The sequence below is a fragment of the Oryzomonas japonica genome (genome assembly GCF_008802365.1).
Taxonomy (GTDB): domain Bacteria; phylum Desulfobacterota; class Desulfuromonadia; order Geobacterales; family Pseudopelobacteraceae; genus Oryzomonas; species Oryzomonas japonica.
Window position 1 is genome coordinate 324,279 of sequence record NZ_VZQZ01000004.1, and the last position, 11,986, is coordinate 336,264.

Annotated in this window: 12 protein-coding genes and 4 tRNA genes; 11 read left to right on the forward strand and 5 right to left on the reverse strand. The window is 59.1% G+C overall.

Going from position 1 to position 11,986, the window contains the following annotated elements; all coding sequences use genetic code 11:
• Positions 1-81 precede the first annotated feature (81 nt).
• From ftsE to F6V25_RS09090, 5 genes are all read left to right on the forward strand, one after another.
• Entirely contained in the window at positions 82-771 is a 690-nt protein-coding gene (gene ftsE, locus F6V25_RS09070; protein WP_149306092.1) for a cell division ATP-binding protein FtsE, read from the forward strand.
• The gene (gene ftsX / locus F6V25_RS09075) at positions 728-1,696 is read left to right on the forward strand and encodes a permease-like cell division protein FtsX (RefSeq protein WP_151128275.1); all 969 of its coding nucleotides are present in this window, start codon (positions 728-730) and stop codon (positions 1,694-1,696) included. Before ftsE ends, ftsX begins: the two co-directional genes overlap by 44 nt.
• A 4-nt stretch (positions 1,697-1,700) precedes the next feature.
• Complete coding sequence (locus tag F6V25_RS09080; RefSeq protein WP_338045591.1) at positions 1,701-2,882, forward strand: murein hydrolase activator EnvC family protein; 1,182 nt, start codon at positions 1,701-1,703, stop codon at positions 2,880-2,882.
• A gap of 48 nt (positions 2,883-2,930) precedes the next feature.
• Positions 2,931-4,289, forward strand: coding sequence for a S41 family peptidase (locus tag F6V25_RS09085; protein WP_151128276.1), 1,359 nt, complete (start codon positions 2,931-2,933; stop codon positions 4,287-4,289).
• 66 nt (positions 4,290-4,355) lie between these two features.
• Positions 4,356-5,336, forward strand: coding sequence for a divergent polysaccharide deacetylase family protein (locus F6V25_RS09090; RefSeq protein ID WP_246167006.1), 981 nt, complete (start codon positions 4,356-4,358; stop codon positions 5,334-5,336).
• A 117-nt stretch (positions 5,337-5,453) separates the two neighbouring features.
• Here the strand turns inward: F6V25_RS09090 and F6V25_RS09095 are convergent, their stop codons facing one another.
• Genes F6V25_RS09095 through F6V25_RS09115 form a run of 5 tightly spaced genes read right to left on the reverse strand, consistent with a single transcriptional unit; the run spans position 5,454 to position 9,329 of the window.
• Positions 5,454-6,659 (reverse strand): bifunctional 3,4-dihydroxy-2-butanone-4-phosphate synthase/GTP cyclohydrolase II, encoded by a 1,206-nt coding sequence (locus F6V25_RS09095; protein WP_151128277.1) that lies wholly within the window; start codon positions 6,657-6,659, stop codon positions 5,454-5,456.
• Between the two features lie 21 nt (positions 6,660-6,680).
• Complete coding sequence (locus F6V25_RS09100; protein ID WP_151128278.1) at positions 6,681-7,322, reverse strand: riboflavin synthase; 642 nt, start codon at positions 7,320-7,322, stop codon at positions 6,681-6,683.
• Positions 7,307-8,416, reverse strand: a complete 1,110-nt coding sequence (gene ribD, locus F6V25_RS09105; protein WP_151128279.1) for a bifunctional diaminohydroxyphosphoribosylaminopyrimidine deaminase/5-amino-6-(5-phosphoribosylamino)uracil reductase RibD — start codon at positions 8,414-8,416, stop codon at positions 7,307-7,309. The genes F6V25_RS09100 and ribD overlap by 16 nt, the downstream gene beginning before the upstream one ends.
• Positions 8,413-8,865, reverse strand: coding sequence for a transcriptional regulator NrdR (gene nrdR / locus F6V25_RS09110; protein WP_151128280.1), 453 nt, complete (start codon positions 8,863-8,865; stop codon positions 8,413-8,415). The genes ribD and nrdR overlap by 4 nt, the downstream gene beginning before the upstream one ends.
• A 2-nt stretch (positions 8,866-8,867) precedes the next feature.
• Positions 8,868-9,329, reverse strand: coding sequence for a deoxycytidylate deaminase (locus F6V25_RS09115; protein WP_149306085.1), 462 nt, complete (start codon positions 9,327-9,329; stop codon positions 8,868-8,870).
• A 274-nt stretch (positions 9,330-9,603) separates the two neighbouring features.
• On the opposite strand from F6V25_RS09115, the gene rpoH reads away from it, so the two are divergent.
• The 6 genes from rpoH to tuf form a co-directional block, all read left to right on the forward strand.
• A complete protein-coding gene (rpoH, locus tag F6V25_RS09120) occupies positions 9,604-10,452 on the forward strand; it encodes an RNA polymerase sigma factor RpoH (RefSeq protein WP_151128281.1) in 849 nt (282 codons plus the stop codon).
• A 139-nt stretch (positions 10,453-10,591) separates the two neighbouring features.
• A tRNA-Thr gene (locus F6V25_RS09125) sits at positions 10,592-10,667 on the forward strand.
• Between the two features lie 40 nt (positions 10,668-10,707).
• Positions 10,708-10,792 (forward strand) — tRNA-Tyr (locus F6V25_RS09130).
• Between the two features lie 106 nt (positions 10,793-10,898).
• Positions 10,899-10,975, forward strand: a tRNA-Gly gene (locus F6V25_RS09135).
• A 6-nt stretch (positions 10,976-10,981) separates the two neighbouring features.
• Positions 10,982-11,057: transfer RNA gene (locus F6V25_RS09140), tRNA-Thr, on the forward strand.
• 78 nt (positions 11,058-11,135) lie between these two features.
• Positions 11,136-11,986: elongation factor Tu (tuf, locus tag F6V25_RS09145; protein ID WP_151128282.1), on the forward strand; the 851-nt coding region annotated here is incomplete at its 3' end.

The window sequence follows — 11,986 nt, forward strand, 5'->3', positions numbered from 1 at the left end:
CGCGCAGTGCGTATTGTTTCCAGATGAAACTCCAATGCCCCCAAATTCTGTTTTTGTTGAGCTTTGCTCCAGGTACTCGAAATGATCCAACTACATAATGTTTTCCTGGCATACCAAAAGGATGCCACGGCCTTAAACGGCATCAACCTGCGGATCGAAAAAGGGGAGTTTGTCTTCCTGACCGGCCCGTCCGGGGCGGGAAAGACCACGTTGCTGCGTCTTTTGTACGGTGCTCTCACCCCCACTCGCGGGCAGGTGCTGATCGACGGCCAGAATGTCTCCCGCATGACCCCGTCCCAGATCCCTTTTCTTCGGCGCAGCGTCGGGGTTGTGTTTCAGGACTTCAAGCTGCTCCCGAATCGGACGGTCTTCGAAAACGTCTCCATCACCCTAGAGGTGCTGGGGTGGGGGAGGGCGGATATCGGCAAAAAGGTCATGCACGTGCTGAAACAGATGGGCATGGAGTCCAAAATCGCCATGACCCCTCAGCGCCTTTCCGGCGGGGAACAACAGCGGGTGGCCCTGGCGCGGGCCCTGGTGAACGACCCGAAGATTCTCGTTGCGGATGAACCGACCGGAAATCTCGACGACGCCAACAAAAACCAGATTCTTAATATCTTCAAGGAAGCCAATGTGCGGGGGACGACGGTCGTGGTCGCCACCCATGACCGCCGGCTTATCGATAATTGCCACAAACGGCTGGTAACCCTCAGCAAGGGAGAGATCGTTGAACAGGTGGAAAAAGAAAGTACCCCCGGCGAATCAGCCTAACATACGCCCTAATCTTGCTGGCGAAGGGTTCGGGGGCCGGCTCGGCTATTATTTCACCCGCGCCTTGACCAACATCCGGCAGAATGTCTTTGTCAATGTGGTGACGGTGGGCACGATCACCCTGGCGCTCCTGATCGTTTCGCTGTTTCTCCTGGTGTTTGTCAACCTGGAGAATGCCGCGGAGAACTGGAGCGAGCGGGTGCAGGTGACGGTCTATTTCGACCGCGAGTTGAGCGCCCAGGAACAGACGGCGCTGCGCGGCAAAATCATGGCCTTGGGCGGTGTGTCCCGCATCGGCTACGTGTCCCGGGATGAGGCGTTCAAGCGCTTTGTCGGCAGACTCCGGGGACAGGAGACACTGCTTGAGGGGGTCAGGTCCGACATCCTGCCCACCTCCCTCGAGATCTCCCTCAAACGGGCGAACCGTGATACCCGCGGGGTCGAGACGTTTGTCGCCTCCCTGAAGGGCATTCCGGGCATCACCGAGGTGCAGTACGGCGAGGAGTGGGTTCGGCGTTTCAATACCTTCCTGAACTTCATGCGGATGCTCGGGGCGCTGTTGGGCGGCTTCCTGGTGGTAGCTGTGGTCTTTATCGTTTCCAACACCATCAAGCTGACCATTTACTCCCGTCGTGACGAACTGGAAGTTATGGCGCTGGTGGGCGCCACGCGGTTCTTCATCAAGGCACCCTTTCTCATCGAAGGGATCATCCAGGGGGCGGTGGGCGCGGCGCTTGCCGTTGGCCTGCTGTGGGGATTGTACGAGGGGTTTCTCCACAATGCGGGAAGTTTTCTGACCTTCAACCCGGCGGCCTCCGGGCTGGCCTTTCTCCCAATCGAGTATGTGGGGGCTCTTGCCGTGGCCGGCATTCTGCTCGGTTTTGTCGGCAGCCTCACGTCTCTCAAACGCTTTATTACCGTCTAAATCAATGATGCGATTGTTGTGCATACTGCTGATGCTTGCAGCGGCTTCCCCTGGCTGGGGCGACAGCCCCAAGGACGAACTGAAGGGGGTCAAGCGGGAGATCAAGGCGAAGAGGCAACTCATCACCAAGACCCGCAAGGTCGAAGCGGTCGTCTCCACGGAACTCCAGGAGATCGACCGGTCCCTGGAACGGAAGATGAACGACCTGGGCAGCCTCGACCGCGACCTGCGGAACGTGGAATCGAACCTTGACCGCACCGGGCGCACCATCGCCCTGGTTACGGAAGAGACCAACCGGAAGAAGCGGGAGATCGAGCGCCGCCTCGTCTCGCTCTACAAGGCGGGCGAACTGGGCGTGCTGCGCATGTTCTTCTCCGCCGAGTCGTTTCCCCAGATGGCGGAGAACATCCGCTACATGCGTTCCATTCTGGAGAATGACAAAAAAATATTTGCAGAGTATACTACCAGGATTGAGGAATTGCGCCGGCTGAAGGCCTCCCTGGAACAGGACATGACCAGGAAGGAACGCATCAAGAACGGCATAGCCTCCAAAAAGCGCGAGATCGAACAGGAAAAGAACAAGAAGTTTGCGTACCTGATCAAGGTCCGCCAGGACCGCAAGGGGTACGAATCGTCGCTCAAGGAACTGCAGGCCAACGCATCCCGTTTGCAGGCCATGCTGAACCGCCTTGAGGCGCTGAGCCGGAAAAAGCTTTCATCCCGGCACGAAAAGCCGGGGAGCAAGCTCAAGCCGCTCCCGGAACTTCCGCCGGTGCCCGATCGGGGGTTTGCCTCACAGAAGGGGCGCATGGCGTTGCCGGTTCGGGGTGACATCATCGAAACGTACGGCAAACACAAACACCCGGAATTCAATTCCTATACCTTCAGCAAAGGGCTCTCCATCGCTGCCGGCGCCGGTACGGAGATCAAGGCTATCTACGATGGCAGCGTGATCTTTGCCGACTACTTCAAGGGGTACGGCAACATGATCATTGTCGATCATGGCGGCGGCTATTTCAGCCTCTACGCCCACGCCGCGAAGATAACGAAGAAGGTGGGCGCCGAGGTTGGCAAAAACGAGACGCTGGCCACGGTGGGGGATGTGGATTCCGCCAAGGGGCCGATGCTGTACTTCGAAATAAGGCACCAGGGCAAGCCGGTGGACCCGGCCGGCTGGGTGCGGTAGCTCTACTTTAGATATCCTAACGCTGTTCAATACAAACGGAGGCAGAAGATGTTCACAATCGGCAGGAGAAAGAAGAAGGTGGTGGTCGGCTTTGCACTCGTGGTAGCTGTCCTCGTTGTTTTCATCGGTATCAGCACGCAGCGGCACGCGGCGGCGGAGGGCAAGGGGAGCGATTACGAGTCGATCGAACTCTTTACGGATGTCATGGCGATCATCAAGAAGAGTTACGTGGACGAGGTCGATACCAAGAAGCTCATCTACGGCGCGATCAACGGCATGCTTTCGTCCCTCGACCCCCACAGTTCCTTTATGTCCCCCGAGACCTACAAGGAGATGAAGATCGATACCAAGGGGGCCTTCGGCGGGCTGGGAATCGAGATTTCAACCAAGGACGGCATCCTGACCGTCATTTCTCCCATTGAGGATACGCCCGCTTTCAAGGCCGGGATCAAGGCAGGCGACCAGATTCTCAAGATCGACGACAAATTCACCAAGGACCTGAATATCAACGACGCGGTCAAGCGGATGCGCGGCCCCAAGGGGACCAAGGTCGTTTTGACCATTATGCGGGACGGTTTCGAAAAACCGCAGGACTTTACCCTGGTGCGCGATGTGATCCAGGTGAAGAGCGTCCGTTCCCGCCTGCTGGACGATGGCTACGGGTATGTGCGCATCGCCCAGTTCCAGGAAAAGACCGACGAAGACCTCACCAAAGCCCTCAAATCCCTCAAGGATGAAAACAAAGGCGACCTCAAGGGGCTGGTCCTCGACCTGCGCAACGATCCCGGCGGGCTCCTGGATCAGGCTGTGCGGGTGGTAGACCACTTCATCGCCGAAGGGCAGATGGTTGTGTATACCGAGGGACGTGAAAAGGATTCCAAGATGCAATTCACGGCCAAAAAGGGCGGCAAGGAGCCGAACTATGCGATTGTCGTGCTGATCAACGGCGGCAGCGCTAGCGCTTCCGAGATCGTGGCCGGAGCGCTGCAGGACCACAAACGGGCCATTATCATGGGGACCCAGAGTTTCGGCAAGGGATCTGTCCAGACGATCATCCCACTCTCGGACGATTCAGGTTTGCGCCTCACCACGGCCCGTTACTACACGCCCAAAGGCCGTTCCATCCAGGCCAAGGGCATAACCCCCGACATCACGGTCGAGCGTCTGGAACTGCCCAAGGAAACCGCGGAGAAGAAAGAGTTCATGCATATCCGCGAGAAGGACCTGGAGCACCATTTCGAAAACGAGGATAAGGCCGACCAGGGAGCCACCAAAAAGGACGTCAAAAAGGAAAAAACTGCCCAGCAGAAAGTTGACGATACCTTGAAGAACGACTATCAGGCCATGCGCGCCCTTGACCTCCTCAAAGGGTGGGACATCCTGAAAACCATGGGACCGGGCAAGTAGGTCGCCTGCCCGGGTGCGCGCGGGAAACCGGCGCCCCCGGGCGGGCTCACGTCCCACAACACTACGGTGAATAAACCAAGAAACAATAGATATAAACAGAAACAGGGCGGCAGCCGTATCGCCGCCCTGGCTGTTGTGGCGGTCATTGTACTTGCCGTTGGCCTCTATCTGATGAACACCCCCCGGGGTAACGCACCTCCTCCTGTTCCCCCGCCCCATGTCGTAACCCCCCCCCATGCTCAGGACCAAGGTGCGCGTCGGCCCTCGGAATCGGCTCCGCTGGCGCCCGCGACGGCACGGCCGGCCCATAAGGAGTATCCGAAGGAAACCGCCACCACCGAAGAAGAGGAAGAAAAGCCGGCCACAGGGCGAAAGGGGGGCACCCATGGGCAACTGGCCGTCATCATCGACGATATGGGGAGTAGCCTGCAGGAGGCCCGCGCCCTGGCGGGCATCGGCCTCCCCGTGACCTTCTCCATTATCCCCGGCCTGCGCCATGACCGGGAGGTGGCGGACTTCGCCGCCCAAAGCGGCATCGAGACCATGATCCATATCCCCATGCAGTCCAAGGGATGGCCCCAGCGCAGGCTGGAGGCCAACGGGCTCCTGCTCGCCATGGACGACGCCGCCATCCGCGAGCATATGGGCGACTATGCGCTCCGCATCCCCCGGGCCCTGGGGGTGAACAACCACATGGGCTCCGAGTTCACCGAGCACGAGGACAAGATGAGGACGGTGCTGGGGGTGCTGAAGGGGAGGGGGTTGTTCTTTGTGGACAGCGTGACGACGCCCCAGACGGTCGGACTGCGCCTGGCGCGTGAGATGGGGGTGAAAGCGGGCAAACGGAACGTGTTTCTCGATAACGAGCAGGACGGCGCCTACATCCGCGGGCAACTTGGCCAGGCGGTGCGGCTGGCAAAGCGAAACGGCGCCGCCATCGCCATCTGCCACCCGCACCCGGCAACCATTGCCACCCTGGCCGAGGCGCTGCCGACCCTGGCCGGGCAGGGGATCACCCTGGTCGCGGTTTCGCGTCTGGTGCGGTAACAGCGACGTACGGCGTCATGCCGGCAGTCAAAGGGACAAAAAAGGGGGGGCAGCTTGTGTAAGCTGTCCCCCCTTTGCATTGGTAATGGAGCGGGAAATAGACGACGTGGGCCGGGGTCAGAGGTTCTTCAGCAGGTGGCCCATCTTTGCCTGTTTGGTCTTGAGGTACTTGCGGTTGCTCTCGTTGGGGACGGCCTCGATGGCGACCCGCTCGATGATATCGATCCCGTAGCCCTGTAAGCCGATGAGCTTTTTGGGGTTGTTGGTCAGGAGGCGAATCTTGGTGATGCCCAGGGTAAGCAGAATCTGGGCTCCGATGCCGTAATCGCGCAGATCGGCCTTGAAACCCAACTCCAGATTGGCTTCCACCGTGTCGCGGCCCCGATCCTGGAGTTCATAGGCGCGGAGCTTGTTGATCAGGCCGATGCCTCGCCCTTCCTGGCGCATGTAGAGGATAACCCCTTTCCCCTCCCGCTCGATCATCTCCATGGCGCGGTGCAGCTGCTCCCCGCAGTCGCAGCGTTTGCTCCCGAGGACATCGCCGGTCAGGCACTCGGAATGCACCCTGACCAGGATGGATTCCCCTTTGGCAAACTCTCCCTTGACCAGGGCGATGTGATCCAGGTGGTCCACATCATTTTCAAAGGCGATGGCCTTCCACTCTCCGCCGTACACCGACGGGAGATGGGCCTCGGCCACGGTGCGCACGAGACGTTCGTGCCGCAACCGGTAGGCGACCAGATCGGCCACGGTGCAAATCTTGATGCCGTGCTCTTGTGCGAATTTTTGCAATTCCGGCATGCGCGACATGGTGCCGTCGTCGTTCATGATCTCGCAGATGACCCCGGCCGGTTTCAGTCCCGCCAAACGCGCCAGATCCACCGAACCCTCGGTCTGTCCCGACCGGACCAGGACGCCACCCTTGCGGGCGCGCAGGGGGAAGATGTGGCCGGGGCTGACTAGGTCATTCGAGGTCGCCTTGTCGGCAACGGCGGTCAGGACGGTGTGGGCCCGGTCGGCGGCCGAGATGCCGGTGGTGACCCCGTGTTTTGCCTCGATGGAGATGGTGAACGCGGTTTCAAAGGGGGAGGTGTTGTCGCGCACCATGGGGCGCAGACCGAGTTCGTCGCACTTTTCGCCCGTCATGGTCAGACAGATCAGGCCGCGGCCGTATTTTGCCATGAAATTTATCGCCTCCGGCGTGACCGCCTCGGCCGCCATGGTCAGGTCGCCCTCGTTCTCCCGGTCCTCGTCATCGGCCAGGATGACCATCTTTCCCTGCCGGATGTCCTCTATCGCTTCTTCTATGGTTGCTATCGGCATGTGAACACGATTCCTTTCTGCTTACAAAAATCCATTTTCCGCCAACGTCTTCATGCTTAATCCGGCGCCGTCCTTCCAGGGGGAGGCCAAGCGCTCGATGTATTTCCCCAGGATATCGGTTTCGATGTTCACGCTGTCTCCCGGTGTCAGGCCCGCCAAGGTGGTTTTGGCAAAGGAGTGGGGGATTACGGTGACGGTAAACCCGTCGCCGCTCACCTCGTTTACGGTCAGGCTGATCCCGTTTATGGCCACCGACCCCTTTTTGACCAGGTAACGGGCGAATCCGGCCGGGAGGGTGAAGGTCAGAACATGATAGCCGGAAGCCTGCTCGATCCTTGTCAGCGCGCCGCAGCAATCCACATGCCCGGTTACCATATGCCCCCCCAGGCGGTCACCCATGCGCAGGGCCCGCTCCAGGTTGACCTTGTCGCCCGTTCTCAGTGACTCAAAGGTGCTTTTGGAGATAGTCTCCGGTGAGACGTCGAAGGTCAGGACCGTGCCGGAGATGCTGGTGACCGTCAGGCAGATGCCGTTGACTGCCACCGAGTCGCCCAGGGCGATCTCGTGGGCGGGGAGGGCGGTTGCGACGCCGAGCACGGCCGCCCTGTCACTGCGCCTGAAGGAGGTCACCGTGCCCATGTCTTCGATCAGGCCGGTGAACACACTGCCTCCGCCGGCCAGGCGTGGACGATGATGTCCTGGCCGCTATGGGCGATCTGGCCGAATTTCAGCTTGATCGCCTGGTCCATGCTGGTGATTCCGCGCAGGGTGAAGGGCGCGAATCCGTCGGAGCCTATGATCTTGGGCGCCAGGAAAAAGATGAACTCGTCGATGACGTTGTTTTGCAGCATCTCGCCCGCCAGCCTGCTTCCCCCCTCGAGGAGGATGGACTGTATTCCCCGCTTGCCGAGTTTCTGCAGCAGATCCACCATGGAAACCCGGCCGTCGTATTCGTCGCAGACGATGACGGTGGCCCCCTGTTGGGTGTAGCGCAGATGCACCCGGGGATTGCTTTCGGTGGTGGCGATGATGGTGCCGTGGGCCATGCTCTCGCTGAGCACGCCGACGCTCTCCGGGGTCCGCAGCCGGGTGTCCAGGATGATCCTGAGGGGGTTGCGCCCCTTCACATGGCGGACCGTCAATTGGGGATTGTCGGCGATGATCGTATCCACGCCCACCATGATGGCGTCGTGGGCCGCCCGCAGCCGGTGGGTATAGCGCCGCGAATCCAGGCAACTGATCCACTGGGATTCGCCGGTGACGGTCGCGATGTTGCCGTCCAGAGTCATGGCGCATTTGTAGGTCACATAGGGGAGGCCGGTGGTGACGTGCTTGATGAAGGGGCGGTTGATGGCCCGGCACTCCGCCTCCATGACGCCGTGTTCCACGATGATGCCTGCCTTGCGCAGCAGGGCGAATCCTCTGCCCGCCACCTGGGGGTTGGGGTCGACCATGCCGGCAACCACCCGCCGCACGCCGGCGGCGATCAGGGCCTTGGCGCAGGGGGGCGTGCGACCGGTATGGCTGCAGGGCTCCAATGTGACAAAGACATCGGCACCCCGGGCCTCGGAACCGGCCATGGAGAGCGCGTTAACTTCGGCATGGGGCAGACCGGCCTTCTGGTGCCACCCCTCGCCGACGACGCGCCCATCCTTGACAACGACGCATCCCACCGCTGGGTTGGGCGATGTTTTGCCGACCCCCTTGCGGGCCAGGGCGAGAGCCCGTTTCATATGGCGTTGGTCCTGTTCACTCATTTTTTGAGCAGCTCCTGTAACTCCTGCATGAATTCACCAATATCGCGGAACGACCGGTAGACGGAGGCAAAACGGACATAGGCCACCTCATCCATGCCGTGCAACTCCTTCATGAGCCACTCACCGATAGCCGTCGTGGATATTTCACGCTCGGGAGATTCCTGTATCTTGCTCTCCAGCCGGTCCACCAGGCGTTCGATTTCGTCGATGGATATGGGACGCTTTTCACAAGCCTTTTTGATGCCGGAGACGATCTTCATCCGGTCGAACGGCTCGCGGCGTCCATCCTTTTTGCATACCAGTGGGAGCATCTCTTCGATGCGCTCGTGGGTGGTGAAACGCTTGGCGCACCCCTCGCACTCCCGCCGACGTCTGATGGCGGATCCCCCTTTGTCGGGGCGCGAGTCCACAACCTTGCTGTCGGGATGGCTGCAAAAAGGGCATTTCACGGTCAGGAACCTCCGGTGTCGCCGATAAATTGTACCACGTTCAGGCCGCTTTCGGTGGTCATTTCCCGAGCAAGTTCGTCGGCATACCCATCGCTGTAGACGATGGAGCGTATGCCTGCGTTGATGATCATCTTGGTGCAGATGATACAGGGCATGGTGGTGCAGTAGAGGGTGGCGCCGTCGATATTGGTGCCGTGGCGTGCAGCCTGGATGATGGCGTTTTGTTCGGCGTGCAGGCCACGGCACAACTCGTGGCGTTCGCCGGAAGGAACGCGAAGCCGTTCCCGCAGGCAGCCGGTGGCTTCACAGTGGCTGATGCCGGAAGGAACGCCGTTGTAGCCTGTGGCAAGGATGTTGCGGTCTTTGACAAGTACCGCCCCGACCTGTCGGCGCAGGCACGTGGAACGTGTTGCGACCAGGCGGGTGATATCCATGAAATACTGGTCCCATGATGGGCGGGGCATAAGAAGGTCTCTTTAAATGCAAGGATGTACACTAAATTACTCCAATATCCGCATGAGGTCAATATGTAAGCAGTTGCACGGGCGGCAGGCTCCGCGCATCTGTCGGAAAGCGGTGCGCCAATCCGGCCTTATATGGTTGAAACCTCTGGGATTATTCCCTTTAGGCGAAGGTCTTGCATTTTTGCCGGGTGGATGGTAGTATTTAGCAGTCAGGCGAGGAGAGTGCTAACGCTCTCCCTGGAACGCCATTAATTTCCCTTCCAGGAGAATCCATATGGTTACACGACTTCCGGTTGTAGCCGACAGTTTGACCCTGTATCTTGCGGAGATCAGGAAGGTCCCCCTTCTTTCGGAGGAGGAGGAACACCGCTTTGCGGTGAAGTTTTTCGAAGAAAAGGATCTGGAAGCGGCCCATTCGCTGATCACTGCAAACCTGCGTTTCGTGGTCAAGGTTGCCTCCGAATATCGCCATTACGGCATGAAGATGCTCGACCTGATTCAGGAGGGCAATATCGGCCTGATGATGGCGGTGCGCAAGTTTAACCCCTATAAGGGAATCCGCCTGATCTCCTATGCGGTCTGGTGGATACGGGCCTATATACAGAATCATATCGTCTCCGCCTGGAGCCTCCTCAAGATCGGCACCACCCAGGCGCAGCGCAAACTGTTCTTCAAGCTGCGGGAGGCCAAGGACGCCATCCGCAGGTTGGGTAATGGTGAGGACGATCTTCACGCCACGGCCCTGTCGCTCAATGTGAGCGATCAGGAGGTCGCGGAGATGGAACAGCGCCTCCATGGAGAGGCATCCCTGGATGCCGAGATTCCTGGGGGCGATGGCTTCACCCTGTTGGAAAATCTGGCGGACGACCGGCAAAATCAGGAAGAAGCCTTATCCGAGTTCCAAGAGAGCCAGCAGCTCCATCGCCAGGTGGCGCGCGTCGTGGCGGGGCTGAACGAGAAGGAGCGCTTCATCGTGGAAAAACGGATCAGCGCCGATGAGCCTATGACCCTTCAGGAAATCGCCACCCATTTCTCCATCTCCCGAGAGCGGGTGCGCCAGATAGAGGAAGCGGCATTGAAAAAGATGAAAACGGCGCTTACTCCTATGTTATCAGCTGCTTAGTCGGTGTGACCCCCGGGCGCGGCACCTTTGCTGGGGGAGATTTTGAAAAACTTATTTTAGCATATCAGAAAAAAACCTTGACTTTGTCGGCATCTTTCTTTAAATAAACAAATTCTGTTTCGCGATTAATGAAACAAGTGCTGGCGTAGCTCAATTGGTAGAGCAGCTGACTTGTAATCAGCAGGTTGCGGGTTCGAGTCCCATCGCCAGCTCCAGCGAGTACAGAATGAATTAGGCTTTAGCATCATTCTCCCTGGAGGGATTCCCGAGCGGCCAAAGGGAACAGACTGTAAATCTGTCGTCGTAGACTTCGGAGGTTCGAATCCTCCTCCCTCCACCATACAATCATCGGAAGCCGGCAGCAGAATGTGAGTCCAGGAGACTGAGGTCGTTTGAACTGGTAAGGATTGTGTTGGGGTGGTTTCCAAAAATCTTCATCTGGTAGCGCGGGAGTAGCTCAGTTGGCTAGAGCATCAGCCTTCCAAGCTGAGGGTCGCGGGTTCGAGTCCCGTTTCCCGCTCCAGTTATCGCCCACATAGCTCAGGAGGTAGAGCACTTCCTTGGTAAGGAAGAGGTCTCCGGTTCGAGTCCGGATGTGGGCTCCATTTCTTTTCGGCAACACCCAACATAACTGTGTGCAGGTAGACAAAACAAAAGGCAATGAATGAGGAGGGCCTGTTATCATGGCGAAGGCTAAATTCGAGCGTAACAAACCGCATGTAAACATCGGCACGATAGGTCACGTTGACCACGGCAAGACTACGTTGACCGCCGCTATCACGAAGGTATTGGCCGGTAAGGGTCAGGCCGAATTCAAGGCGTTCGACCAGATCGACAATGCTCCCGAAGAGCGTGAGCGCGGTATTACGATTGCCACTGCGCACGTTGAATACGAGACCGACAAGCGTCACTATGCCCACGTTGACTGCCCGGGCCATGCCGACTACGTGAAGAACATGATCACGGGAGCTGCGCAGATGGACGGCGCCATCCTGGTNGTGTCCGCCGCTGACGGCCCCATGCCCCAGACCCGCGAGCACATCCTGCTTGCCCGTCAGGTAGGCGTTCCCTACATCGTCGTCTTCCTGAACAAGGCGGACATGGTGGACGACGCCGAGTTGCTGGAACTGGTTGAGCTTGAGATTCGCGAGCTTCTGTCCAGCTACGACTTCCCGGGTGACGATATTCCCATCATCAAAGGTTCGGCCCTCCAGGCGCTGAACGGCGAGAAGGGCGAACTGGCCGAGCCGGCCATCATTGCCCTGATGGACGCGGTCGATGCCTACATCCCCAATCCCGAGCGTGCCATCGACAAGCCGTTTTTGATGCCTGTCGAAGACGTCTTCTCCATCTCCGGTCGTGGTACCGTTGCCACCGGTCGTGTTGAGCGCGGTATCGTCAAGGTCGGCGAAGAGGTCGAGATCGTCGGCATCAAAGCCACCGCCAAGACCACGGTAACCGGCGTTGAGATGTTCCGCAAGCTGCTGGACGAAGGTCGTGCCGGCGACAACATCGGCGCCCTGCTGCGCGGTGT